We start from the raw sequence: 26,039 nt of genomic DNA, 5'->3' as shown, positions 1-26,039 counted from the left end.
GCCGCCGGGGGCGCGGGACGGTCCGGTCCGGCGATGCCACACAGTCCGCGAGCGAGGTGGCAGTACAGGGGGTGAGGCATGGACGGCGTGGAGAACGGAGCGGGGAACGGCGCAAGGAACCACGCGGCGCACGACCAGGGGCCCGGCAGCGGGCACGTCCCGGTCATGCTCGGCCGCGTACTCGAACTTCTCGTCCCCGCGGCCGAGTCCGTCTCGGGCCGCGCTCCCGTGTACCTCGACGCCACGCTCGGCATGGGCGGTCACGCCGAGGCGATGCTGCGGGCCGTCCCGGCGCTGCGCCTGATCGGCCTCGACCGCGACACCACGGCGCTGGAGCGCTCCGCGCGCAGGCTCGCCCCGTTCGGCGACCGGGTGACGCTGGAGCACGCCGTCTACGACGAGATCCCCTCCGTGCTGCGCCGGCTCGGCGTCCGGGCGGTCGACGCCGTCCTGTTCGACCTCGGTGTGTCCTCCCCGCAGCTCGACGAGGCCGACCGCGGCTTCGCCTACTCCTACGACGCCCCCCTCGACATGCGGATGGACCGCACCCAGAGCCTCACCGCCGCCGAGGTCGTCAACGGCTACCCGCCCGCCGAGCTCGCCCGCATCCTGCGCGAGTACGGCGAGGAGCGGTTCGCCCAGCGCATCGCCGCCGCGATCGTCCGGGAGCGCGAGCGCGCCCCGCTGGAGTCCACCCGGCGGCTCGCCGACCTGGTGCGCACCTCCATCCCCGCCGCGACCCGCCGCACCGGCGGCAACCCGGCCAAGCGCACCTTCCAGGCGCTGCGCATCGAGGTGAACGCCGAGCTCGACACCTGGCGCCGGGCGCTGCCCGCCGCTCTGGACGCGCTCCCGGTCGGCGGCCGGGTCGTCGTCCTGTCGTACCACTCGCTCGAAGACCGCATCACCAAGCAGGTCCTCGCCGCCCAGGCGGCCGACACGACCCCGCCGGAGCTGCCGGTCCCGCTGCCCGAGCACGAGCCGAGGTTCCGGCTCCTGACACGCGGGGCCGAAACGGCGTCCGACGAGGAGACCACGACCAACCCACGGGCCGGATCGGTGCGGATGCGCGCCGCGGAGCGCGTCCGGGAGGCGACATGACCACGACGAGCAGGCGGCCGCCGACCAAGGCGCCGAAGAAGAGGGCTCCCGAGCGTCCGGACGGTTCCGCCGCGGTCAGGCCCGCGCCGGCGAAGGGCCGCTCCGCCGGGACGGCGCCCGCCAAGCCGACGCCCGCGAAGCCGACGCCCGCGAAGCCGACGCCCGCGAAGCCGACGCCCGTCAAGGCAGCGTCCGTGAAGGCGGCGCCCGTGAAGGCCGCGCCCGTGAAGGCCGCACCGGTCAAGGCGGCGCCCGTGAAGGCCGCGCCGGCCAAGAGCACGAAGGCCGCGAAGGGCGCGACCGCGTCGCGGCGCACCGGGCAGGCCGCGCCGCGCGCCCCGTTCGTCCTGCTCATCGTCGGGCTGCTCGGCGGCGCGCTGGTCAGCCTGCTGCTGCTCAACACCGTCCTCGCCAAGGACGCGTTCACGCTGACGCGGCTCCAGCAGAGCAACAAGCAGCTGGAGCAGCAGCGCCAGGCCTACGAGGAGGAGATCGCCCGCGAGGGGGCCCCGCAGCAGCTGTCGAAGAAGGCCGAGGGGCTCGGCATGAAGCAGGCCAAGGACCCGGCCTTCTTCTCCACCGAGCCCGGCCGCCCCGGCGGCACCATCCGCCCCGTCCCGCAGTCGGCCGCGGCGTCGGCCGGCGCGGCGGGCGTCCTCGGCGTTCCCGGCACCGTGATCCCCGGCGACGGCGTCCCGCCCGCCGACGCCCGGACGAACGGCACCGGCGCGGGGTCCCGCAACGGGCAGGGCGCCGGAACAGGGAACGGCGCGGGAACACGGAACGGCGCGGGAACAGGGAACGGCGCGGGAGCACGGAACGGCGCGGGAGCACAGCCCGGGCACGGGGCACCGTGAGCGGGCGCGGGTACGGCGGGGAGCGGGTGGCACGGTGACGAAGGGCCCGGGACGCGGTTCCGCCGGCCCGCCCCCCGGCCGCAGGCGCGGCTCGGACGGGCGCGGCCCCCGCGGCGCGGCCGGGCGTGACGACAAGAGCGGCCCGGGCGCGGCGCGCGCGTCCGGGCGTCAGACAGGGAGTGCGCCGCGCCCGCCCGCAGGACGGGCGGACGGCGCGGGACGGCCGGGCGCGAAGGGCGGCGCCCGCCGTCCCGCGCGCAGCGGCATGGCCCCCACCCCCCGCAAGGAGACCCCGCGCAAGGAGACCCCCGCTAAGGACACGGCGCGCAAGAACGCTGCCCGTAAGGACACCGCGCACAAGGACGCTGCGCGCAAGACCGCCGCGCGCAAGGAGAAGCCGAGCGGGCAGACGGGCGCCGCCACGGCCACGAAGCGCTCCGCGCGGAAGAAGTCGCCCGCCAGGGCCTCGGCCGCGGAGAGCCGCACGGTCCGCAACGCCCAGAGCGCGCCGCCGAAGAAGGACGCCGCGGGCCCCCGAGGCCCGCGCCCCGGCGGCGGCTCCGGCCGGCGCCCGCCTCCCGGCCGCCCCCCGCGGGCCCGGGTCCCCTTCCATCGGCGCGACCCGCTCAAGCGGCTCAACGTCGGGCTGCTCGTCGTCGCGTTCGTGCTGTCGCTGTTCGCCGGCCGGCTCGTCCAGCTCCAGACGATCGACTCGGAGCAGTACACCGAGCAGGCGATGCTCCAGCGGATGCGGGAGCTCACGCTGCCCGCCGTCCGCGGCGACATCACCGACGCGCAGGGCAACCCGCTCGCCATGACGGTGGAGGCCCGCGCGATCTTCGCGGACCCCTCGCTCATCAAGGCGGACAAGCGGCAGTCGATCGTCAACGCGCTGGCCCCGACGCTCGGGCTGAACCCCGCGACGCTGCTGAAGCAGATCAGCAAGCCCGAGACGAGGTTCGTGTACCTCGCGCACGGGGTCCGCCCCGACCAGGCGCGGCTGGTCAGCTCGTGGAACTTCCTCGGCATCGGTACTTTGCCGGAATATCGCCGGGAATACCCCAACGATTCGCTGGCCGCCAGCGTCATAGGTTTCGTGAACGACACGGGGAGCGGGGCCGCCGGCCTGGAGAGCTCGCTGAACGGCGTGCTCGCCGGCAAGGCGGGCTGGCAGCGGGTCGAGATCAGCCCCGAGGGCCAGCACATCCCCATGGGCGAGGACCAGAAGCGCCCGTCGGTGCCCGGCAGCGGGGTCCGCCTGACACTGCAGCGCGACCTGCAGTTCAAGGCGCAGCAGGCGATCGAGCAGCAGGTCAAGGCGAGCCGGGCCAAGAGCGGCACCGTGATCGTCATGGACCCGCGCACCGGCCGGCTCCTCGCGATGGCCTCCGCGCCGGGATTCGACCCGAACGACTACGCCGACTCCGACCGGTCCCGCTGGGGCAGCCCCCTGGTGCAGGACGCCTACGAGCCGGGCAGCACCGGCAAGGTCGTCACCGCCGCGGCCGTCATGGAGCACGGCGGCGTCACCCCGCAGACGCCCTACACCGTTCCCGACAAGATCAAAAAGTACGACGTGGTGTTCCACGACTCGCACCCCCACCAGCCCGAGCGGCTGACGTTCGCGGGCGTCCTCGCCAAGTCGAGCAACGTCGGCACGATCATGGCCAGCGAGAGCATCGGCCAGGAGCGGCTCTACCAGACGCTGCGCGACTTCGGGTTCGGCCGGCGGACCGGCCTGCCGCTGCCCGGCGAGACGGCGGGCCTCCTGGAGCCGCCGGCCAAGTGGTCGGGCACCGACCGGTACCCGATCGCGTTCGGGCAGACGGTCTCGGTGAACGCGGTGCAGATGGCGAGCGTCTACGCGACGATCGCCAACGGGGGCGTCCGCGTCGCGCCGAGCCTGGTCGCGGGGACCGTCGGGGAGCACGACAAGTTCACCCCGGCGCCCGAGCCGGAGCGCAAGCAGGTCATCAGCGCGAAGACGGCCCGGCAGATCAGCGACATGCTGGAGGGCGTCACGACGAAGGAGGGCACCGCTCCGAAGGCGCAGATCAAGGGGTACCGCGTCGCGGGCAAGACCGGCACCGCGGAGATCGTCAACCCGCGCTGCGGCTGCTACGACGGCGGCGGCTACACCGCCTCGTTCGCCGGGTTCGCGCCCGCGGACGACCCGCGCCTGGTGGTGCAGGTCGTCCTGCGGGATCCGAAGCGCGGGAGCCACTATGGTGGCGATGCGGCGGCACCGGTCTTCAAGGACGTGATGAGCTTCGCGCTTCAGTCCGAGAAGATCCCGCCGACGGGGAGCAGGCCGCCGATCATCGAGATCCGCGCCCGCGACTGATCGCAGCGAGTACCCTCCTCGCCTGTGAGTCCACCACCCGTGTCCCACCAGTCCCGTACCGTCCGCAACGAAAGAAACGCCATGCGTCCCACCACCAACCCGGCTCGTCCGCTGAGCGGACTCGCGGCGCTCCTCGGAATCGGACATGACGGGCAGGACGGGCGGAGCGCATGGGACGCGGTGTCCGCCACGGGGATCACGCACGACTCGCGCGCGGTGGCGCCCGGCGACATCTACGCGGCGCTGCCCGGCGCCCGCGCGCACGGCGCCCAGTTCTCGTCCCAGGCCGCCGAGGCGGGCGCCGTGGCGATCCTCACCGACCCCGACGGGTACGACCGGGCCGCGGCGACGGGCCTTCCCGTCCTGGTGACGGGCGACGTCCGGGCGCGGCTCGGCGACGCGGCGGCGTGGGTGTACGGCGAGCCCGGGCGTGACATCACTCTCATCGGCGTGACGGGCACCAGCGGCAAGACCACCACGGTGTTCCTGCTGGAGGCGGGCCTGCGCGCCGCCGGGATCGAGACGGGCCTGGTCGGCGGCGTCGAGATCCGGGTGGGCGGCGACCGGGTGCCGAGCGCGCTCACCACGCCGGAGGCGACCGACCTGCACGCGCTGCTGGCGATGATGCGCGAGCGCGGCGTCGGCGCCGCCGCGATGGAGGTGTCCAGCCACGCGCTCGTGCAGGGCCGGGTCGGCGGGGCCCGCTTCGAGGTGGCGGTGTTCACGAACCTGTCCCAGGACCACCTCGACTACCACCCGACCATGCAGGACTACTTCCTCGCGAAGGCGCGGCTGTTCACGCCCGAGTACTCGCGGGTCGGCGTGATCAACCTCGACGACCACTACGGCCGCGAGTTGCTGGAGATCGCCACGGTGCCGGCGACGACGTTCTCCCCGACCGGGGACCCGGCGGCCGACTGGCGGGCCGAGGACGTGCGCGTCGGCGCCGACGGCAGCGTGTTCCGCGTCGTCGGGCCCCTCGGCATCGAGGCCGACGGCGAGGTCCGCCTCGCCGGGCCGTTCAACGTCGCCAACGCCCTGGCCGCGATCGTCGCGCTGGTGGAGGCGGGGATCCCGCTGCAGGCGGCGGTGCGGGGGGTGGCGTCGCTGCCGGGCGTCCCCGGGCGGCTGGAGCGGGTCGACGAGGGGCAGGACTTCACGACCCTCGTCGACTACTCGCACAAGCCGGGCGCGGTCGAGGCCGTCCTGAACGCCCTGCGGCCCGTCACCGGGGGCGACCTCGCGGTGGTGATCGGCTGCGGCGGCGACCGCGACCGCGGCAAGCGGCCGCTCATGGGCGAGGCCGCCGCGCGGCTGGCCGACATGGCGTACCTCACCAACGACAATCCGAGGTCGGAAGATCCACTGGCCATCCTTGCCGCTATGGTCGAGGGCGGGCTCAAGGTGCCGCAGCCGGAGCGCGCGCACATCGTCGTGGAGCCCGACCGCGCCGCCGCGATCGACCTGGCCGTCGGCCGCGCCCGCCGCGGCGACGTCGTCGTCGTCGCGGGCAAGGGGCACGAGCAGGGCCAGAACGTGGCGGGCGAGGTACATCCGTTCGACGACCGTGAGGTCGTGCGCGCCGCGCTCCGGCGCCGTGCGGACGCGCTCCGGCGCCAGGGACAAGGGACAAGAGGGGACGGGACGCAGGCGTGATCCCACTTCCGCTGTCGACGATCGCGGAGATCACGGGAGGGGTCCGGCACGGGCCGCCGGACCCGGTGGTGGACGACCCGGTGGTGGACGGCCCCGTGGTGATCGACTCCCGCGCGGTGGAGCCCGGGGCGCTGTTCGCGGCGCTGAAGGGCGACCGCGCGGACGGGCACGACTTCGCGGCCGGGGCCCTCGCCGCCGGGGCGGCGGGCGTGCTCGCCCAGCGCCCGGTGGACGGGCCGTGCGTGGTCGTCGACGACGTGCAGGAGGCGCTCGGACGGCTCGCGAGGGCCGTCCTGGAGCGGCTGCCGGACGTGACGGTCGTCGCGGTCACCGGCTCGGCCGGCAAGACCTCCACCAAGGACCTCATCGGGCAGGTCCTGAGCGGCGCGGGCCCGACGGTCTACCCGCCCGGGTCGTTCAACAACGAGATCGGGCTGCCGCTCACCGTGCTGCGCGCGGACGCCGCCACCCGGCACCTGGTGCTGGAGATGGGCGCCCGCGGCATCGGCCACATCGCCTACCTGACCGGCATCGCGCGCCCGGACGTCGGCGTCGTGCTGAACGTCGGCACGGCGCACGTCGGGGAGTTCGGCGGCCGGGAGAACATCGCGCGGGCCAAGGGCGAGATCGTGGAGGCGGTCCCGCCGGGCGGCACCGCCGTCCTCAACGCCGACGACCCGCTGGTCAGCGCGATGGCGTCCCGGACCCGGGGCGAGGTCGTCATGTTCGGCCGGTCGCCGGGCGCCGCGGTCCGCGCCGAGGACGAGACCCTCGACGAGCGGGGCCGGGCGCGCTTCACCCTCGTCACGCCGGAGGGCGCGGCGCCGGTCGCGCTGCGCCTGCACGGCGCGCACGCCGTCCCGAACGCGCTGGCCGCGGCCGCCGCCGCGCGCGCGGCGGGGCTCGCGACCGGGGCGGTCGCCGAGGCGCTCTCGGCGGCCGTGCCGGTCAGCCGGTGGCGGATGGAGGTCACCGAGCGGGCCGACGGGGTGACCGTGGTGAACGACGCCTACAACGCCAACCCCGACTCGACCCGCGCCGCGATCGACGTGCTCGTCCACATGGCCCGCGGCCGCCGCGCCTACGCGGTGCTGGGCGAGATGGCCGAACTAGGTGACTCTTCCATGGCGGAACATGCCAGGATCGGACAGCATGTCGCGCGCAGCGGGATCGCCGGGTTCGTGGTGGTCGGCTCGAACGCGGCGGCGATGGCCGAAGGGGCCGGGCAGGTGGCGTCATGGACGGGAGAGTGCGTACAGGTGGATGACGTCGGCGCGGCGGTGACCGTGCTCAGGGAGCGGCTCGCGCCGCGGGACGTCGTGCTGGTGAAGGGCTCCCGCGTGGCCGGCCTGGAACGGGTGGCCGAGGCGATCCTCGCGGAGGACGGCCGATGACCAACATCATCATCGCCGCGGGCATCGCGCTGGTCTTCGTGATGGTCGGCACGCCGGTGTGGATCCGCATCGTCAACCGGCTCGGCTACGGCCAGATGATCCGCGACGAGGGCCCCGAGGCCCACCTGAACAAGCGCGGCACCCCCACGATGGGCGGGACGGTCTTCATCGTCGGCTCGCTCGTCGGCTACGCGGCCGCGCACCTGTTCACCGGGGAGGTCCCCACCATCTCGGGGATCCTGGTGCTGTTCCTGATGACGGGCCTCGGCCTCGTCGGGTTCGTGGACGACTACATCAAGGTGTTCAAGCAGCGCAGCCTCGGCCTGCGCAGCGGCGCCAAGATGATCGGCATCGTCCTCGTCGGCGTCGTGTTCGCGGTCGGATCGCTGAACTTCCCCAACGGCTACGACGTCACCCCCGCCGACCCCCACATCTCCTTCCTGCGCGACTTCGGCCCCTCGATCGGCCCGTACCTGTTCGTGGTGTGGGCGCTGCTGCTCATCGCGGCCATGTCCAACGGCGTGAACCTCACCGACGGGCTGGACGGCCTCGCGGCGGGCCCGGCCGGCATGGTGCTGGCCGCCTACGTCATCATCGGCAACTGGCAGCTGCGCAACAGCTGCGCCGCCGCCCTCGCCCCCAACTGCTACAGCGTCCGCGACCCCCTCGACCTCGCGGTGGTCGCCGCGGCCGTGCTCGGCGGCGTGTTCGGGTTCCTGTGGTGGAACGCCCCGCCCGCGAAGATCTTCATGGGCGACACCGGCTCGCTGGCCCTCGGCGGCGTGCTGGTCGGCCTGGCGATCCTCACCCGCACCCAGCTGCTGCTGGCCATCCTGTGCGGGCTGATCGTGATGATCACGCTGTCGGTGATCATCCAGGTCGGCGGGTTCAAGATGACCCGCAAACGCGTGTTCAAGATGGCGCCGCTGCAGCACCACTTCGAGCTGTCGGGCTGGGCCGAGACCACGATCGTCGTGCGCTTCTGGCTGATGTCCGCGACGTTCGTGGCGATCGGCATCGGCCTCTTCTACCTGGAATGGATGCCCAAGAAGTGACTGAGCGCCCCTGGGACGGCCTGAGCGTGTGCGTGGCCGGGCTCGGCGTGTCCGGTCGCGCCGCCGCCCGCGTCCTGGCCGCGCGCGGCGCCCGCGTCACCATCGTGGACGCCCGCGACGGCGAGGAGCAGCGAGGGCACGCCGCCGAGCTGGAGGCCCGCGGGGTCGCGGTCCGGCTCGGCGACGGCGAGTCCCTCCCGGCGGGCACCGGCCTCGTCGTGACCTCGCCGGGCTGGCGGCCGGACGCGCCGCTGCTCGCCGCGGCCGCCGCGGCCGGCATCGAGATCATCGGGGAGGTGGAGCTGGCGTGGCGGCTCCGCCCCGAGGGCGCGGCGCCCTGGCTGGCCATCACCGGGACGGACGGCAAGACCACCGCCGTGCGGATGCTGGCCTGCATGCTCACCGCCGCCGGCCACAGGGCCCTCGCCGTCGGGAACGTCGGGACGCCGATCGTGGAGGCCGTCGCGGGTGTCCCCGGGGAGCCCGGGGAATCCTCGCCCCGGGAGGAGCAGGAGCCCTACGACGTGCTGGCGGTGGAGCTGTCGAGCTACCAGCTGCACTGGTCCGGCTCGCTCGCCCCGTACGCGGCCGCGGTGCTGAACGTCGCGCCCGACCACCTCGACTGGCACGGCTCCATGGACGCCTACGTCGGCGCCAAGGCCAAGATCTTCGCTCCGGGCTGCGTCGCCGTCTACAACGCCGACGACGACACCTCCGCGGCGCTCGCCGAACGCGCCGAGGGCGTGTCCCGGCGGATCGGCTTCACCCTCCAGGTGCCGCGCCCCGGGGAGCTCGGCGTCGTGGAGGAGCTGCTGGTCGACCGGGCCTTCACCGACGACCCCGCGAGCCAGGCCGCCGAACTGGCCGCGCTCACGGACGTGCGGCCGTTCGCGCCGCACAACGTCGCGAACGCGCTCGCCGCCGCCGGGCTGGCCCGCGCGTTCGGCGTGCCGCCCGAGGCCGTCCGGGAGGGGCTGCGGGCGTTCGTCCCCGACCCGCACCGCATCCAGCACGTCGCCGACGTCGCGGGCGTCGCCTACGTCAACGACTCCAAGGCGACCCAGCCGCACGCCGCCGCCGCGTCCCTCGCCGCCTACGACAGCGTCGTGTGGATCGCCGGCGGCCTCCTCAAGGGCCTGGACGTCGACGACCTGGTGCGCTCGTGCGCCGGGCGGCTGCGCGGCGCCGTGCTGATGGGACGCGACCGGCACCGGATCGCCGAGGCACTCGCGCGACACGCCCCGGATGTCCCCGTGGTGGACGTCCCCGACACCGACACTGGGGCCATGGACCGCGTCGTCGCCCACGCCTCCGGCCTCGCCCGGCCCGGGGACACCGTGCTGCTCGCGCCCGTCGGCGCCTCCTTCGACATGTTCGCCAACTATCCGGCCCGCGGGGACGCCTTCATCGCGGCGGTCGAGCGCCTCTCCCGGGACGCCCGGTAACGATGACCACCGCGGCCGGGGAGGACGGCGCCGCCCGGCGTCCGGGGCCACGGGAGCAGGTGGTCGCCGCCGTCGGGCTGCTCGACCGCCCCCTCACCTCCTACTACCTGGTGCTGGGCTGCTCGGTGATGCTGCTCGCGCTCGGCCTGACGATGGTGCTGTCGGCCTCCAGCGTGAAGCAGCTCCAGGCGACGGGCTCGGCGTACACGCTGTTCCAGAAGCAGGCCGTGTGGGTGGCGATCGGGCTGCCCGGCATGTGGCTGGCGTCGCGGCTGCCGGTGAAGACGTTCCGCGCGCTCGCCTACCCGCTGCTGCTGCTGTCGGTCGTCGCGCTGGCGATGGTGCTGATCCCCGGGCTCGGGCGCAGTGCGGGCGGCGCGACCCGGTGGGTCGCCCTGGGCCCGGTGCAGATCCAGCCGTCGGAGCTGGCCAAGCTCGCCCTGGTGCTGTGGGGCGCCGACCTGCTGGCCCGCAAGGACCGGCTCGGCCAGCTCACCGAGTGGCGGCCGCTGCTGGTGCCGCTGATGCCGGGCGCCGGGGTGCTCGTCCTGCTGGTGATGCTGGGCAGCGACCTCGGCACCACCCTGGTGCTCCTCACGATCTTCCTGGCGCTTCTGTGGGCCGTCGGCGCGCCCGGGCGGCTGTTCGTCGGCATCGCGGGGCTCGTGTGCCTGCTCGTGTCGATCCTCGTCATCGTCGAGCCGTACCGGATGCAGCGGCTCACCGGGTTCCTCGACCCGTCCGGCAACCAGCTCACCACCAACTACCAGGGCACGCAGGGCCTGTTCGCGCTCGCCTCGGGAGGCCTGTTCGGCACGGGCCTCGGCGAGGGCCGCGCCAAGTGGGACTACCTGCCGCACGCCGAGACCGACTTCATCTTCGCGATCGTGGGGGAGGAGTTCGGCCTCGTCGGGACCCTCGTCGTGCTCGGCCTGTTCGGCCTGCTCGCCTACGCGGGACTGCGGATCGCCAAGCGCGTGAAGGACCCGTTCACCAGGCTCGCCGCCGCGGGCGCCACGGCGTGGGTGGTGGTGCAGGCGATCGTGAACATCGGCGCCGTCATCCGCGTCCTGCCCATCACGGGCATCCCCCTCCCGCTGGTGTCCTACGGGGGCTCGGCGCTCATCCCGACCCTGTTCGCGCTCGGCATGCTGCTCGCGTTCGCCAAGCGCGAGCCCGGGGCGCGGCAAGCACTCTCCGCACGGGGTCCCGGACCGGTCGTGAGGGCTCTAAGCTGGCTGGGTCTGGCACGGCGTTGAAATCCCCCCTTCGAACCACGCTGAGGAGTTGTCAACGGACATGAGGGTTGTCCTGGCCGGCGGCGGCACCGCCGGACACATCGAGCCCGCCCTGGCGCTCGCCGACGCGCTGCGCCGCAACGACCCGAACACCGGGGTCGTCTGCCTCGGGACCGAACGGGGCCTGGAGACCCGTCTGGTCCCGCAGCGGGGCTACGAGCTCGCCCTGATCCCGCCGGTGCCGCTGCCGCGCACGCTCACCCCGCAGCTGCTGTCGGTGCCCGGCCGGCTGCGCGGGGCGATCAACGCGGCCGCCTCCGTCCTCGACCAGGCCCAGGCCGACATCCTCGTCGGCTTCGGCGGCTACGTCGCCACCCCGGGCTACCTCGCGGCGCGCAAGCGCAAGGTGCCGATCATCGTGCACGAGGCGAACCCGAAGCCCGGCCTGGCCAACAAGCTCGGCGCCCGCTTCACCGAGCACGTCGCGGTCTCGCACGCCGACTCGCCGCTGCCGAACGCCCGGTTCGTGGGGATCCCGCTGCGCCGCGAGATCGCGACCCTGGACCGGCTCGCGATGGGGGACAAGGCGCGCTCCTACTTCGGGCTGCTCCCCGACCTGCCCACGCTGCTGATCTTCGGCGGCTCGCAGGGCGCCCGGTCGCTGAACCAGGCCGCCGTGGCCTCCGCGCCGTACTTCCGGCAGGCGGGCATCCAGGTGCTGCACATCGTCGGGCCGAAGAACACCGAGGAGCCCGAGCCCGCGGCCGGCGGCCCGCAGTACGTCACGATCCCCTACTGCGACCGCATGGACCTCGCCTACGCCGCCGCCGACATGGCGATGTGCCGCGCGGGCGCGATGACCTGCGCCGAGCTGGCCGCGGTCGCGCTCCCGGCGGTGTACGTCCCGCTGCCGATCGGCAACGGCGAGCAGCGGCTGAACGCCGAGCCGATCGTCGCGGCGGGCGGCGGCATGCTGGTCGACAACGCCGAGCTGTCGCCTGACTGGATCGCCCGGCACCTGCTGCCGGTGCTGGCCGACCCGGCCCGCGTCGCGCACATGTCGGAGGCCGCCGGACGGATGGGCCGCCGCGACGCCGACGTCGCGCTCGCCCAGATGGTCTACGAAGTGGTCCGCTCCGCGGGCGCCGCCCGATGAGCCTGATCGACCCGGGGGAGGTGGTTCCGGCCGCCGAGCTCGGCCGGGTCCACTTCATCGCGATCGGGGGCGCCGGGATGTCCGGCGTCGCCCGCATCATGCTGCGGCGCGGCATCGCCGTGTCCGGCAGCGACGCACGCGACTCCGAGCTGCTCACCCAGCTCGGCGACCTCGGCGCCAAGGTCTTCGTCGGGCACGATGCCGCGCACGTGGGCGACGCCGACACCGTCGTGGTGTCCACGGCGATCCGCGACACCAACCCCGAGCTGGTCGCCGCCCGGTCGCGGGGCCTGCGCGTCCTGCACCGCTCGGCCGCGCTCGCCTCGCTGATGGCCGGCCGCCGGGCCGTCGCGGTCGCCGGCACGCACGGCAAGACCACCACCACCTCGATGATGACGGTGGCGCTCCAGCACGCGGGCGCCGACCCGTCCTACTGCATCGGCGGGCAGCTCGTCACCACCGGCCTCGGCGCCGACGAGGGCACCGGCGACGTGTTCGTCGCGGAGGCCGACGAGAGCGACGGCTCGTTCCTCATGTACACCCCGCGCATCGCGGTCATCACCAACGTCGAGGCCGACCACCTCGACAACTACGGCGGCTTCGAGAAGGTCAAGGAGAACTTCGCCCGCTTCGTCGACCGCGTCGAGCCGGGCGGCACCCTCGTCGCCGGGGCCGACGACCCGGTCGCGATGGAGATGGCCGAGCGGGCGCGGGCCCGCGGCCTGACCGTGCTGACCTACGGGGAGGCCGAGGGCGCCGACCTGCGGGTGACCGGGTTCACGCCGCGCGGCCTCGGCTCCCGCTTCGAGATCGAGGGCGACGGGGAGTTCACGCTCGCGGTGCCGGGGCGCCACAACGCGCTCAACGCCGCCGCCGTCATCGCGGTCGCGCGGTCCCTCGGCCTCGACGACGCGCCGGTGCGCGACGGCCTCGCCGCGTTCGGCGGGGCGATGCGGCGGCTGGAGCGCAAGGGCGAGGCGGGCGGCGTCGAGGTGTTCGACAGCTACGCCCACCACCCGACCGAGCTGACCGCCGACCTGGACGCCACGCGCGACTACCTGGGGGAGAAGGGCGCGGGGCCGGACGGCCTGGGCCGCATCGTCGCGGTCTTCCAGCCGCACCTGTACAGCCGCACCCGGTTCTTCGCCGCCGAGTTCGGCGCCGCGCTCGGCCTCGCCGACGTCGCGGTCGTCCTCGACGTCTACGGCGCCCGCGAGGACCCCGAGCCCGGCGTCACGGGCGCGCTGGTCGCCGACGCCGTCCCGGCGGGCACCGAGACCGTCTACGCGCCCGAACGGGACGATGTGCCCGGTATCGCGGCGTCGCTCGCCCGCCCCGGCGACGTCGTCATCACGCTGGGCGCCGGGGACGTGACGCAGCTCGGCCCGCTCGTCCTGGAACGCCTCGCCGGGGCGCGGGGCCCGTCGGGCCGCTAGGGCCCGCCGGGGGATCGGGCTTGCCGAGGGGGTCGGGCTTGTCGGGGCATACGGCTTGCCGGGGGACGGGACGTGACACGCCGCCGCTCGCGCGGTCGGCCGCGGACGCGGGGATCACTGTCAGGCTTGGGGCATGACCGAGGCGCAGACGGGCCGCCGCGCGTCGCCGGAGCCGGAGCACGATCCGGCCCCGGAGGCCGCGGCGCCGGACGGGCGCGCCCGCGCGAACCGTTGGAAGGTGGTGTTCGTCACCCTCCTGGTGGTCGGCGCGCTCGGCGCGGTGTCCTGGGTCCTGCTCGGGTCGAGACTGCTGGTGGTGCGGCACGTCGAGGTGACCGGTACCCGCCTCGCGTCCTCCGACCAGGTGTCGGCCGCGGCCGGGATCGATCTCGGCACGCCGTTGGTGCGGCTCAGGACCGGCGCGGTCCGCGACCGCGTCGAGCGGCTCCGCGAGGTCGAGTCGGCGGCGATCGAGCGGCGCTGGCCGGGGACGGTCCGCATCGTCGTGCGGGAGCGCCGGCCGGTCGCGGTCTTCCGCAACGGAGGCGGCTACCACCTGCTCGACCGGCACGGCGTCACCGTCGCCGACGAGGAGTCCCGCCCGGCGGGGCTGCCCGTGCTCACCGTCGCCTCGCCCGGGCCGTCCGACCGGGCGACCCTGGCGGCGCTCACCGTGCTGTCGGCACTGCCCGAGCGCCTCAGCGGCAAGCTCACCGAGGTGGAGGCGAGCGGTCCGGAGGCGGTGACCCTCTACCTGGCGGGCGGGCAGACGGTGGTGTGGGGCGCCGCCGAACGGGCGGACGAGAAGATCAGGTTGCTGGACGCCGTGCGGCGGACCGCGGCCGGGCGCGCCGTCCGCACCGTCGACGTGAGCTCGCCGGAGGTCCTCAGGACGAAATGAGGCCCGTCCGCCGGACCGGGGCGGGGACCTGCGGAGGCGGACGGTCCGCGACACGCCGGGGGAGTTCGGGGGAGGTTAGTTGACCCTGGCGGTAAGGCCGCCCTACTGTCCGTATCAGTCCTCAGGTTGACATAACTGTAAGCCTCAAGTTGAGGGTGAGGGTTTACCTCGCCCGCCGAACGGCTTCACAGCACGACCGCACGGCACTGCTACACAAACCAGTTCGAAGACAGACTCGAAGAACAGTCCGGAAATACAGGTCGGGAACACCGCGGCGGCACGGTCGGCAGACCGGGCAGGGCGGTCGGAGAGAGCGGAAAGGCCCCTCGTCGTGGCAGCACCGCAGAATTACCTCGCGGTCATCAAGGTCGTCGGCATCGGCGGCGGCGGCGTCAACGCCGTCAACCGGATGATCGAAGAGGGACTCAAGGGCGTCGAGTTCATCGCGATCAACACGGACGCCCAGGCGCTGCTGATGAGTGACGCCGACGTGAAACTCGACGTGGGCCGCGAGCTCACCCGGGGCCTGGGCGCCGGGGCGAACCCCGACGTCGGCCGCAAGGCCGCCGAGGACCACCGGGAGGAGATCGAGGAGGTCCTCAAGGGCGCCGACATGGTGTTCGTCACCGCCGGCGAAGGCGGCGGCACCGGCACCGGCGGCGCGCCCGTGGTCGCCAACATCGCCCGCTCGCTCGGCGCCCTGACGATCGGCGTGGTCACCCGCCCGTTCAGCTTCGAGGGCAAGCGCCGCGCGATGCAGGCCGAGGCAGGCATCGAGACGCTGCGCGACGAGGTCGACACCCTCATCGTCATCCCGAACGACCGGCTGCTGTCGATCTCCGACCGGCAGGTCAGCGTGCTGGACGCCTTCAAGGCCGCCGACCAGGTGCTGCTGTCCGGTGTCCAGGGCATCACCGACCTGATCACCACCCCGGGTCTGATCAACCTGGACTTCGCCGACGTCAAGTCCGTGATGTCCGGCGCCGGCTCGGCGCTGATGGGCATCGGCTCGGCGCGCGGCGACGACCGCTCGGTCGCGGCCGCCGAGATGGCGATCTCCAGCCCGCTGCTGGAGGCCAGCATCGACGGCGCGCACGGCGTGCTGCTGTCCATCTCCGGCGGCTCCGACCTCGGGCTGTTCGAGATCAACGAGGCGGCGCAGCTGGTGTCCAACGCGGCCGCCCCCGACGCCAACATCATCTTCGGCGCGGTCATCGACGACGCGCTCGGCGACGAGGTCCGGGTCACGGTGATCGCGGCGGGTTTCGACGAGGGGCGTCCGGCCAAGCCGGTCCCTGAGCCGGAGAGCAAGCGGCTGCCCCCGCCCCCGCGTCCCGTCCCGCCGCCCGCGCCGGCCAACCCGATCCCCAGCAGGGTCGGGCGGTCCGAGCCCCCGGGCCCGCAGCCGACCGCGCAGCAGTCGGTGGCGCAGGCCGCCGCCGCGCCGCCGCCTCCGGCCCCCGTGCAGCAGCGGCCGGAAGGCGACCGGGCGCAGGCGCCCGCGCGCGCCCAGGACGACCGGTCCGCCGGGCGCGGCGAGCAGTCCCGGCCCGAGGGGCCGGCGTCCGGGCAGCCGGGGCCGCCGGCCGACCGGGACGCCGGCGAGTCCGGCGGTTCGCGCGCCCCCGCGCCCCGCCCGCCCTCCGAGCAGCCCTCCCCCCGCGTGCACGCGGGGGAGAACGACGGCGGCCCCGCCTCCGGGCAGCGCCGCCGTCCCGTCGTGTTCGACGAGGACGACGACCTCGACGTCCCCGACTTCCTGAAGTGATCTCCGCCGTCGCCCTGGGCGACGGCGTCGGCGCCGGCTTCACCGGCCGCGCCGGCGGCGTGAGCGGGCCCCCCTTCGACTCCCTGAACCTCGGCGGCGCGGTCGGCGACGACCCGGCCGCCGTCCTGGACAACCGGCGGCGCGCCGCCGCCGCGCTCGGCGCCGACCCCGAGCGCACCGTCTTCATGCGGCAGGTGCACGGCGCCGACGTCGCGTTCGTCACCTCGACCGACCTGCCCGGCCCGGTCGACGCCGTCGTCACGACCGTGCCGGGGCTCGCCCTCGCCGTCCTCGTCGCCGACTGCGCGCCCGTCCTGCTGGCCGACCCGGCCGCCGGGGTCGTCGGCGCCGCTCACTCCGGCCGTCCCGGGACGGCCGCCGGGGTCGTCCCGGCCCTGGTCGAGGCGATGTGCGAGCGGGGCGCCGACCCCGCCCGGATGGTCGCGGCCATCGGGCCCGCCGCCTGCGGCCGCTGCTACGAGGTCCCCTCTCGGATGCGGGACGAGGTGGCCGCCGCCGTCCCCGCCGCGTACGCCACCACGTCCAAGGGCACTCCCGGCCTCGACATCCGCGCCGGCGTCGCCGAGCAGCTCGCGTCCGCGGGGGTGGCCCGCGTGACCGCCGACGGCCGCTGCACGATCGAGGACCCGGGCCTCTACTCCTACCGCCGCGAGGGACGCACCGGCCGATTCGCCGGATATGTCTGGTTGAAGGAAGGCACGTGACCGACCAGGACCACACCGGCGCCGCCGCGGACGGCGCCGCCGCCGAGCGGCGCGCCGAGATCGCCGAGGGCCTGGCCGCCGTCCGGGAGCGCATCGCCGCGGCGTGCGCGGCCGCCGGCCGCGGCGAGGACGAGATCACCCTGATCGCGGTGACCAAGACGTTCCCGGCGTCCGACGTGCGGCTGCTGGCCGGGCTGGGCGTCACCGAGGTCGGGGAGAACCGCGACCAGGAGGCCCGCCCGAAGGCCGCCGACTGCGCCGACCTCCCGCTCACCTGGCACTTCGTCGGCCGGCTCCAGACCAACAAGGCGCGAGCCGTGGCCGGCTACTCCGACGTCGTGCACTCCGTGGACCGCTCGCGGCTGGTCACGGCCCTCGCCGATGGCGCCGCCCGCACCGGCCGCACGCTCCGCTGCCTCGTGCAGGTCTCCCTCGACGAGGCGGGGAAGCGGGGCGAGGTGGGGGAGCGGGGCGGGGCCGTGCCCGGCGACGTCCCCGGCCTGGCGGACGAGATCGCCGCCGCCCCCGGCCTGGAGCTCGGCGGCGTGATGGCCGTGGCGCCCCTCGGAGCCGACCCGCTGCCCGCCTTCGCCCGGCTCGCGGAGACGGCGGAGCGAATGAGGCGGAACCATCCGGACGCGCGGATCGTCAGTGCGGGTATGAGCGGCGATCTGGAGCAGGCGATCGCGTGCGGCGCGACACACCTGCGGATCGGTACGGCGTTGCTCGGCGGCCGACGGGCAATCGTCAGGTAATGTCCCCCCAGTGGTACCTGCCTGAACGCGGGGCGCCACAACGGATCAGTCCAACGGCGGGGCCGGACGCGCCCGGCGCCGAGGCCACAGGACACGGAGGGACGCATGGCCAGCGCGATGCGCAAGATGGCGGTCTACCTCGGCCTTGTGGAGGACGATCGCTACGACGACAAGTACGGCGAATACGACGAGTACGAGGTCTACGACGAGGAGACCGACACCGGGCAAGGCCGCCGTCGCGATGACGAATCCGGCGGTCAGCTTACCCGAGCCGAAGAGGCGTCGGACCGCGATCGCGACCATCACTCCACGTCGACCATCGAGCGACGGTCCGTGGCGCTCTACGAGTCCGGTACCACCGACCTTGCGCGTATCACTACGCTGCATCCGAGGACCTACAACGAGGCGAGGACGATCGGGGAGCACTTCCGGGAGGGCACGCCGGTGATCATGAATCTGACCGAGATGGTCGACAGCGACGCCAAGCGCCTGGTCGACTTCGCGGCGGGTCTCGTGTTCGGGCTGCACGGCAGCATCGAGCGTGTTACCAACAAGGTGTTCCTGCTGTCGCCCGTCAACGTCGAGGTGACGGCGGAGGACAAGGCCCGGATGGCAGAACGTGGGTTCTTCAACCAGAGCTGAGAGTCGCATGCGAGAGTGTCCGTGAACATCGTTGGATCCGTCCTGCAGGGCATCCTGTACCTCTTCCTGCTGTTCCTGATCGGCAGGCTGGTCCTGGAGGTGCTGCAGTCGTTCGCCCGGCAATGGAAGCCGACCGGGGTGGTGCTGGTGATCGCTGAAGCGACCTACACGGTCACCGATCCTCCGCTGAAACTCCTCAGGCGTTTCATCCCGCCCATCCGGCTGGGTAACGTTGCCCTGGACCTCAGCTTCACGGTCCTCATCCTTGTGGTCTGGGTCTTGATCGTCTTCGTCGGTTCCATATTCGGCGGAGGTTAGGTCGATCGGATACCGTCCTTCGGGGACAGACTCCAAGCGCGCCAAGGAGACGAGAACATGCCGCTGACACCCGCCGATGTGCGGAACAAGCAGTTCAGTACCACCAGGCTGAGGCCGGGGTACGACGAGGAGGAGGTGGACGCCTTCCTCGACGAGGTCGAGGCGGAGCTCGACCGCCTCATCCAGGAGAACGAGGAGCTGCGGGCCAAACTGGCCGAGTGCCTGCGCGGCAAGGTTCCCGCCATGGCCGCTCCCATCGTGGAGCCCAAGCCGGACATCCAGAAGATCCCCGAGCCTCCCCGGCCCGAGCCGCAGCCGCAGCCCGAGCCGGAGCCCGTCCTCGGCGGTCTCGGCATGTCCTCCCCCGCCCCCAGCGGCGAGGACAACATGGACACCGCGGCCCGCGTGCTCGCGCTCGCGCAGCAGACGGCCGACCAGGCGATCGCCGACGCCCGGCGCGAGGCCGACGAGACGCTCGGCCGCGCCCGCCGCGAGGCCGAGGAGATCCTCGGCAAGGCCCGCCGGCAGGCCGACCAGATCGTCAGCGAGGCCCGCTCCCGCGCCGAGGCCCTCGACCGCGACGCCCAGGAGCGGCACCGCCAGGTCATGGGCTCGCTCGTGCAGCAGCGCGAGGAGTTGGAGCGCGAGGTCGACAACCTGCGCGCCTTCGAGCGCGAGTACCGCAGCCGCCTGAAGGTCTACCTCGAGGGCCAGCTGCGCGACCTGGAGGCGGGCAGCACCGAGACCGGCGCGTTCGCCGCCGTCCCGGGCGCGGCCCCCATGCAGACGCAGCAGAACACGCCGCAGACCGGTCCGCAGACGGGCCCGCAGAACGCTCTGCCGCACGCCGACAACCGCAACGGCGGCGGCGCGCCGGCACCGGGCACGTTCCCCGCGCCCGAGCACGCCCAGCAGGTCCAGCACTCGGCGACGGGCGCTTTCCACTCCGGCGGTGACAACCCGCCGCACGACAGGCGCTGACACGGACGCCTCAGGCGATAGTGTCGTTTCGATCGCCGCGCCGGGGATGGCGCGCCGCCATCCCCGCGGCGCCGGGCGGTCGTGCCCTGGGCCGGCCGCCGGCCATCTCGCGCGGTCCGGAGCCTAGCGGTCTGAACGAGTGGGAGTGACCCTGTGATCATCCTGAGTGGCGTTCTCGTGGTGGTGGCGATCGCCCTGCTGGTAGCGGGAATCGTCGCGGGCAACGGAGACAGCGCCCAGGTCTTCGGCCTGGACGCCCTGGTGGTCATCTACATCTCGATCGCTGTCAGCATCGTCTCCGCGGTGTGCCTGGCCATCGGGGTGTTCCTGCGGCGCAAGGAGCTGTTCGGCCCGGGTGCGTCGCCGGGCCCGGCCCGCCCGAGCAAGAAGGCGCAGAAGGTCAGGAAGGACAAGCGGTCCAAGCGCCAGGAGAGCGCCCCGGCCGCGACCACTCCGGCCACGGACGCGCAGGGCGCCGCGAAGGCCGAGTCCCCGACCGCCCCGATCGAACCGGCCGGCGACGAGGCCGAGATCCCCGCCCCCGCCGTCGACGTCCCCGACGACGCGCTGGTGTTCGTCGTCCGCGGCCGCAAGCGCTACCACCTCGACACCTGCCGGCAGCTCGCCGGGCGGGACACCGAGGAGCTCACCTACGCCGAGGCCAAGGAGGAGGGGTTCAGCCCCTGCACCGCCTGCATGCCCGACACCGCACTGGCGGCGCGCGCCGCGGTGTCGGCACCCGCGTCCTCCGACGCGAGCAAGGCGGAAGGGGACGCACCCGCGCCCCGCAAGCCCGGCGCCGAGCGATCCGAGAGCGGCCTCGCGGGGCTCGCCAAGCCCGCGCCCACCCCGTTCGACAAGCCCGCCTCCTCTGACAAGCCCGGTGCGTTCGAGAAGCCGCGCGCGTTCGACAAGCCCAGTGCGTTCGACAAGCCCAGTGCGTTCGACAAGCCCGGCGCCTTCGACACGACGGCCGAGATTCCGCGGGCCGGCGACCACGCCGCCGACGAGACCGAGGACGGGAAAGCCGGCGACGCGAGCGCCCCGAAGCGGCCCACGGCCGGCCCCACCCGCACCGACATGCCCGTCGCGGGCCTGTTCGCGTCCGGAGACACCGCCGGGAAGGCGCCCAAGGCGCCGCAGAAGGCCGAACCCGCCGACGCGGAGGCCGAAGACCGGCGCAGTGCGGAACAGGGCGCTGCGACCGAATCCGCGCCGCCGGACGTCACCGCCGATCTCGGTACCGCTCCGTTCGGCGGCTCCGACGCAGAGGACGTCCCCGCGCCGGAGCATGAGTCGTCCGACGCCGAGCCCGCCGGTGAGCCCGAGCCCGAGCCGTCCGCCCTGGACGACGCCGGCGACGACGGCCCGCAGGTCCGCATCCTGAGCGGCACCAAGCGCTACCACCGCGTCGACTGCGCCCTCATCGAGGACATCGGCGACGAGGCCGACGACCTGGAGTCGCTGTCACGCGCGGACGCCAAGGCCCGGGGCTGCACGCCCTGCCTGGTCTGCCAGCCCGACCGCGAGCACGCCCGCGACTGACTCCGGCCCGGCCGTTACGGGTCCGGCCGGTATCCGACCGAGCCCCGGGCGGCCGGAGCCGTCCGGGGTCAGCGGCCGTGGTGCCGCTCGTCGCGCAGCTCGCGGAGGCGGTCCCGGCGCGCGTCGCGCCGCTCCCCGCGCCGCTCGCGGTGCAGCCGCCGCATCTCCTCGTGGTGCTCGCGGCGCAGCTCCTGGTGCTGGCTGTGCAGTTCCTGGTGTTCGCGGTGGAGCTGGTGGCGCTCACGGTTCCGGGAGCGGCCGCGCTTCTCGCCCACGGCCCTGCGCGCGACCGAGATGCCGCCGAACAGCAGCATCCCGGTCAGCTTGATGACCGGGGCGTCCGGATCGGTGGTGTCGTCCTCGGGCAGGTCGGTGCCGCCGAAGACCGCGAAGTTGGACCCGACGACCCGCACGCCCGGCGGAACCACGATGTCCACGCCACCGAAGACGCAGGTCACGGAGAGGGTCACCTCGCCCCTGCTGAGGACCGCCTGCCGGAAGTCCAGCTCCACGCCGCCGAAGACGCAGGTGACGGTGGTGGTCGGCTCGACCAGCCAGCGCCCCTTGCGCTCCACGCCGCTGAACACCGCGACGAGGTGCGGCGACTGCGGCGACGGCGGGGCGGGCACCTGCTCCTTGCGCAGGTCGACCCGCGGCTGCGGCGCGTGCTGCGAGGGCAGGTCGCTGAGCACGGGCTCCAGCTCGGCGTAGGTCTTGGCGTTGTAGACGACGTCGATCCGCTCGGCGTGCTCCTCCGGCGTGAGGCGTCCCTCGGCCAGGGCCTCGCGCAGGCGGTCGGCGACCTCGTCGCGGTCGGCGTCCGACGCGCGCATGCTCGCGGGGGACGGACGCGCGGGCGGCTCGGAACCGGACGGCTGCTCGGGAAGGTTCACGGGTCCATCATCGCAAACGCGATGTGTCGCGAAGAACCCCATCGCGAAATTTCTCCGATACCGCGAAGAACTCCGCCGCGACCGGTCCCGGACGGGGCGGCCGCGGCGGAGGGGATCACGCCGTGCGCGGGCGGTTCACGCCTTGCGGAGGTAGTACGTGAGGCCGAGGTCCTCGTCGCGGGTGGCGGCGAGGTCCTCCGGGCGGCCCTCGGACACCGTGGCGGCGAGGACCTCGGCGGCGACCTCGTCGCCGTGGGCGCGCAGCGCCTCGGCGAGGTCGGTGCCGGTGGCCTCCCACCACAGGTCGATGCGGTCGGTCACCTCCAGCCCGGCGGCCTTGCGGCCCTCCTGGACGAGCCGGACGGCCTCCCGCACCAGTCCCGCGCGGCGCAGCTCGGGCGTGACGGTGAGGTCGAGCGCGACCGTCTCGCCGGCGGCGCTCTCGACCGCCCAGCCGCTGCGCGGGCGCTCGGTGACGATGACGTCGTCGGAGCCGAGCGGCACCGCGCCGACGCCGTCGGCCTCGACCCGCGCCTCGCCCGCCCGCAGCGCCTGGACGAGGGCGGCCGGGTCGGCGGAGGTGATCGCCTTGGCGACCTTCGGAGTGTCCTTGGCGTACCGCTTGCCCAGCTCGCGGAAGTTGGGCTTGACCTCGTACTCGACCAGGTCGCCCCCGATCGAGGACAGCTCCTCGAAGCCGAGCACGTTCAGCTCCTCGGAGATCTGCGCGCGCAGCTGCTCGGGCAGCGCGGACCAGCCGGGGGCGCCGACGAGGGCGCGGCCGAGGGGCTGCCGGGTCCGCACGCCGCTGGCGGCGCGCGCGGACCGGCCGAGCTCGACCAGCCGGCGGACGAGCGCCATCCGCTCGGTGAGCTCCTCGTCGAGGAGGCCCTCGTCGACGGCGGGCCAGTCGGTGAGGTGCACCGACTCGGGGCCGTCCTCGGGGCGGATCACGTCCCAGACGTGGTCGGTGACGAACGGGACGATCGGCGCCATCAGCCGGGTGAGGGTCTCCAGGCATTCGTACAGCGTCGCGAACGCGGCCGAGCCCTCGGGCGTCTCCGGGCCCTCCCAGAAGCGCCGCCGGGAGCGCCGCACGTACCAGTTGGACAGGTCGTCCACGAACTGCGAGAGCCGGCGTCCCGCGCGGGCGGTGTCGAACTCCTCCAGCGCGGCGTCGACCTCGCGGACGGTGCGGTGCAGCTCGGCGAGCGCCCAGCGGTCCAGAAGCGGCCGGTCGGCGGGGGCCGGGGCCTCGGAGAGCCGGTCGGGCGTCCACGCGCGCCCCTGCGCCTGCGCCGCGTTCGCGTACAGGACGAAGAAGGACGCGGTGTTCCAGTAGGTGAGGAGGACCTTGCGGACGATCTCCTCAAGGGCGCCGTGCCCGACTCGGCGGGACGCCCAGGGCAGCCCGCTCGCGGCCATGAACCAGCGCACCGCGTCGGCGCCGTGCTGGTCCATCAGCGGGATGGGGCGCAGCACGTTGCCGAGGTGCTTGCTCATCTTGCGGCCGTCTTCGGCCAGGATCAGGCCGAGGCACACGACGTTCTCGTAGGACGACCGGTCGAACACCAGGGTCCCGATGGCCATGAGCGAGTAGAACCATCCGCGGGTCTGGTCTTGGGCCTCGCAGATGTACTGGGCCGGGTAGGCGTCCTCGAAGACCTCGTTGTTGCGGTATGGGGCGCCCCACTGCGCGAACGGCATGGACCCGGAGTCGTACCAGGCGTCGATGACGTCCGGGACGCGCCGCGCCTCCTCCCCACAGTGCGGGCAGGGGAACGTGACGTCGTCCACGTAGGGGCGGTGCGGGTCGAGCGCGGACAGGTCGCGGCCCGCCAGCTCGCCCAGTTCCTTGAGCGACCCGACGCAGGTGACGTGCTCCTCGTCCTCGCCGCAGACCCACAGGGGGAGCGGCGTGCCCCAGTAGCGGCTGCGCGACAGCGACCAGTCGACGTTGTTGCGCAGCCACTCCCCGTACCGGCCGTGCTTGACGGTCTCGGGGTACCAGTTGGTCTTCTCGTTCTCCTCCAGCAGCCGGTCCTTGATCTGCGTGGTGCGGATGTACCAGGCCGGGAGCGCGTAGTAGAGCAGCGGCGTGTGGCAGCGCCAGCAGTGGGGGTAGCTGTGGTCGAAGTGCCCGCCGCGGAACAGCAGCCCGCGGGCGCGCAGGTCGTCGGTGAGCGGCTCGTCGGCGTCCTTGAAGAACTTGTTGCCGACCAGGGGCACCTCGCGCAGGAACCGCCCGTCGGGCCCGATCGGGTTGACGATCGGCATGCCGTAGCGCTTGCAGACGGTCATGTCGTCGCCGCCGAACGCGGGCGCCTGGTGGACGAGCCCGGTGCCGTCCTCCACGGTGACGTAGTCGCCCAGGACGACGTAGTGGGCGTCGGGGATGTCGACGAGGTCGAACGGCCGCCGGTAGGGGGTCCGCTCCAGCTCGGTGCCCTGGAACGTGGCGAGCCGCTCGGCGCCCTCGCCGAGGACCTGGTCGACCAGGGGCTCGGCCACCACGAGCACCTCGTCGGACCCCTGCGGCCGGGCCGCCACGTACGTGACGTCCGGGTGGACGGCCACGGCGGTGTTCGACACCAGCGTCCAGGGGGTCGTCGTCCAGATCAGGAGCGCGGCGCCCATCTCGGCCAGCGGCCCGGACGTGACGGGCATCCGCACGAACACCGACGGGCTGGACACGGTCTCGTACCCGCCCGGCTGACCCAGCTCGTGGTCGGAGAGGCCGGTCCCGCAGCGCGGGCAGTACGGCGTGATGCGGAAGTCGCGGAACAGCAGGCCCTTGTCGAACACCTGCTTCAGGGACCACCAGACGGCCTCGACGTACTCGGGGTCCATCGTGCGGTAGGCCTGGTCGGTGTTGACCCAGTAGCCCATCCGCTCGGTCATCTCTTCGAAGGCGTCCACATGGCGCAGGACCGATTCGCGGCAGCGGGCGTTGAACTCCGCGACGCCGTACTCCTCGATGTCCTTCTTGCCGGTGAGGCCGAGTTCCTTCTCCACGGCGACCTCGACGGGCAGCCCGTGGCAGTCCCAGCCGGCCTTGCGGGGGACGTGGTGGCCCTTCATGGTCTTGAAGCGCGGGAAGACGTCCTTGAAGACGCGGGCCTCGACGTGGTGGACGCCGGGCATCCCGTTGGCGGTCGGGGGGCCCTCGTAGAACACCCACGGGGTCCCGGACGCGGTGCGCTCCAGCGACCGCTCGAAGACCTTGTTCTCCTGCCAGCGGCGCAGCATGTCCCGCTCCAGGGCGGGCAGATCGACCTGCGCGGGCAGCGGCCGAAAAGCTCGGCTCACGATGGCGGACCTCCGGATCGACGCGAACACGTTGACCGGAGGGACGAGGCGGCTGCCCCGCGGTACCACCCTCCTTGACCGTGCCCGAACGGCGCGGTCCGCTTCGTTCCAGTCTGGTCGGCCGGGTCTACTGGGCCCCTCGGCGGGGCGGTTCTTCCGGCGGCTCCGGGGTGATCAGACCGCCGGGCTCGCCCCCGGGCTCGCACCGTCCCCGGGTCGCTCATGGCTGCGTGCGGCGGCAGGTGTCCCCATCAGTGCCTGCCATGCGACTGCTCGTCCCGACTTTAACGCACGCCGGGCCCCGGCTCTTCCCCTTTTCGCGCCCCGGCGACACGGTTCCTTTGCGATCTCGTACGCCGCGCTGGAGTTTCCATGCGTTCGGCGACCGGGCATAAGCGGTCGGTAACACGGCCCAGGTTGTTTACCGTGCCCGAGAGAGGGGACCAATGCTGCCCGCACTGCCCGTCGAGGCGACCAGCGCGAGGGAGGCCGACATGGCCGGCGCGATCAAGGGCGCGAC

20 protein-coding genes and 1 pseudogene are annotated in these 26,039 nt (G+C 73.6%); 18 read left to right on the top strand and 3 right to left on the bottom strand.

All coding sequences use genetic code 11. From position 1 onward, the window contains the following. Positions 1–78: 78 nt before the first annotated feature. A complete protein-coding gene (rsmH, locus tag BJY14_RS06560) occupies positions 79–1,101 on the top strand; it encodes a 16S rRNA (cytosine(1402)-N(4))-methyltransferase RsmH (protein ID WP_179842787.1) in 1,023 nt (340 codons plus the stop codon). 220 nt (positions 1,102–1,321) lie between these two features. Here the strand turns inward: rsmH and BJY14_RS47680 are convergent. Then, positions 1,322–1,456: pseudogene (locus BJY14_RS47680) on the bottom strand (hypothetical protein); the annotation flags it as partial. Here BJY14_RS47680 and ftsL point away from each other — a divergent pair. The 17 genes from ftsL to BJY14_RS06475 all read left to right on the top strand — a co-directional run bounded on the left by ftsL (position 1,449) and on the right by BJY14_RS06475 (position 21,317). Continuing rightward, positions 1,449–1,958: a cell division protein FtsL gene (gene ftsL, locus BJY14_RS47995; protein WP_512771084.1), complete on the top strand. Its 510-nt coding sequence runs from the start codon at positions 1,449–1,451 to the stop codon at positions 1,956–1,958. The pseudogene BJY14_RS47680 and the gene ftsL overlap by 8 nt on opposite strands. Before the next feature lie 34 nt (positions 1,959–1,992). Continuing rightward, positions 1,993–4,302, top strand: coding sequence for a penicillin-binding transpeptidase domain-containing protein (locus BJY14_RS06550; protein ID WP_179842786.1), 2,310 nt, complete (start codon positions 1,993–1,995; stop codon positions 4,300–4,302). An 81-nt stretch (positions 4,303–4,383) separates the two neighbouring features. Continuing rightward, positions 4,384–5,958 (top strand): UDP-N-acetylmuramoyl-L-alanyl-D-glutamate--2,6-diaminopimelate ligase, encoded by a 1,575-nt coding sequence (locus tag BJY14_RS06545; RefSeq protein ID WP_179842785.1) that lies wholly within the window; start codon positions 4,384–4,386, stop codon positions 5,956–5,958. Continuing rightward, positions 5,955–7,352 carry a UDP-N-acetylmuramoyl-tripeptide--D-alanyl-D-alanine ligase gene (locus BJY14_RS06540; protein WP_179842784.1) on the top strand — a complete coding sequence of 466 codons (1,398 nt, stop codon included), beginning with the start codon at positions 5,955–5,957 and terminating at the stop codon, positions 7,350–7,352. Before BJY14_RS06545 ends, BJY14_RS06540 begins: the two co-directional genes overlap by 4 nt. After that, positions 7,349–8,407, top strand: coding sequence for a phospho-N-acetylmuramoyl-pentapeptide-transferase (mraY, locus tag BJY14_RS06535; protein ID WP_179842783.1), 1,059 nt, complete (start codon positions 7,349–7,351; stop codon positions 8,405–8,407). Before BJY14_RS06540 ends, mraY begins: the two co-directional genes overlap by 4 nt. Further along, positions 8,389–9,852: a UDP-N-acetylmuramoyl-L-alanine--D-glutamate ligase gene (murD, locus tag BJY14_RS06530; RefSeq protein ID WP_179842782.1), complete on the top strand. Its 1,464-nt coding sequence runs from the start codon at positions 8,389–8,391 to the stop codon at positions 9,850–9,852. Before mraY ends, murD begins: the two co-directional genes overlap by 19 nt. A gap of 2 nt (positions 9,853–9,854) precedes the next feature. Continuing rightward, positions 9,855–11,111, top strand: coding sequence for a putative lipid II flippase FtsW (gene ftsW, locus BJY14_RS06525; protein ID WP_179842781.1), 1,257 nt, complete (start codon positions 9,855–9,857; stop codon positions 11,109–11,111). 40 nt (positions 11,112–11,151) lie between these two features. After that, on the top strand, positions 11,152–12,246 hold the full coding sequence (murG, locus tag BJY14_RS06520; RefSeq protein WP_089312300.1) for an undecaprenyldiphospho-muramoylpentapeptide beta-N-acetylglucosaminyltransferase: 1,095 nt from the start codon (positions 11,152–11,154) through the stop codon (positions 12,244–12,246). Continuing rightward, positions 12,243–13,682 (top strand): UDP-N-acetylmuramate--L-alanine ligase, encoded by a 1,440-nt coding sequence (murC, locus tag BJY14_RS06515; RefSeq protein ID WP_179842780.1) that lies wholly within the window; start codon positions 12,243–12,245, stop codon positions 13,680–13,682. The genes murG and murC overlap by 4 nt, the downstream gene beginning before the upstream one ends. 133 nt (positions 13,683–13,815) lie before the next feature. Further along, on the top strand, positions 13,816–14,583 hold the full coding sequence (locus BJY14_RS06510; protein ID WP_218905156.1) for a cell division protein FtsQ/DivIB: 768 nt from the start codon (positions 13,816–13,818) through the stop codon (positions 14,581–14,583). 331 nt (positions 14,584–14,914) lie between these two features. Next, on the top strand, positions 14,915–16,351 hold the full coding sequence (ftsZ, locus tag BJY14_RS46395) for a cell division protein FtsZ (RefSeq protein ID WP_179842779.1): 1,437 nt from the start codon (positions 14,915–14,917) through the stop codon (positions 16,349–16,351). After that, positions 16,348–17,076, top strand: a complete 729-nt coding sequence (pgeF, locus tag BJY14_RS06500) for a peptidoglycan editing factor PgeF (protein WP_179842778.1) — start codon at positions 16,348–16,350, stop codon at positions 17,074–17,076. The genes ftsZ and pgeF overlap by 4 nt, the downstream gene beginning before the upstream one ends. Next, positions 17,073–17,831: a YggS family pyridoxal phosphate-dependent enzyme gene (locus BJY14_RS06495; RefSeq protein ID WP_179842777.1), complete on the top strand. Its 759-nt coding sequence runs from the start codon at positions 17,073–17,075 to the stop codon at positions 17,829–17,831. Before pgeF ends, BJY14_RS06495 begins: the two co-directional genes overlap by 4 nt. Before the next feature lie 105 nt (positions 17,832–17,936). After that, positions 17,937–18,473 carry a cell division protein SepF gene (locus tag BJY14_RS06490; RefSeq protein WP_089312294.1) on the top strand — a complete coding sequence of 179 codons (537 nt, stop codon included), beginning with the start codon at positions 17,937–17,939 and terminating at the stop codon, positions 18,471–18,473. 21 nt (positions 18,474–18,494) lie between these two features. Then, the gene (locus BJY14_RS06485) at positions 18,495–18,791 is read left to right on the top strand and encodes a YggT family protein (protein WP_179849209.1); all 297 of its coding nucleotides are present in this window, start codon (positions 18,495–18,497) and stop codon (positions 18,789–18,791) included. A gap of 57 nt (positions 18,792–18,848) precedes the next feature. Next, entirely contained in the window at positions 18,849–19,772 is a 924-nt protein-coding gene (locus BJY14_RS06480) for a DivIVA domain-containing protein (protein WP_179842776.1), read from the top strand. A 153-nt stretch (positions 19,773–19,925) separates the two neighbouring features. Then, on the top strand, positions 19,926–21,317 hold the full coding sequence (locus tag BJY14_RS06475; RefSeq protein ID WP_179842775.1) for a hypothetical protein: 1,392 nt from the start codon (positions 19,926–19,928) through the stop codon (positions 21,315–21,317). A gap of 68 nt (positions 21,318–21,385) precedes the next feature. Here BJY14_RS06475 and BJY14_RS06470 read toward each other — a convergent pair whose 3' ends face one another. Continuing rightward, positions 21,386–22,210, bottom strand: coding sequence for a DUF1707 SHOCT-like domain-containing protein (locus tag BJY14_RS06470; RefSeq protein ID WP_312879029.1), 825 nt, complete (start codon positions 22,208–22,210; stop codon positions 21,386–21,388). 135 nt (positions 22,211–22,345) lie between these two features. Beyond that, positions 22,346–25,519 (bottom strand): isoleucine--tRNA ligase, encoded by a 3,174-nt coding sequence (ileS, locus tag BJY14_RS06465; RefSeq protein WP_179842774.1) that lies wholly within the window; start codon positions 25,517–25,519, stop codon positions 22,346–22,348. Positions 25,520–26,039 lie beyond the last annotated feature (520 nt).

The sequence above is a fragment of the Actinomadura luteofluorescens genome, assembly GCF_013409365.1.
Lineage (GTDB): Bacteria > Actinomycetota > Actinomycetes > Streptosporangiales > Streptosporangiaceae > Spirillospora > Spirillospora luteofluorescens.
The sequence above is the reverse complement of the archived record's forward strand: the minus strand, read 5'-3'. Positions and strand labels throughout refer to the sequence as shown.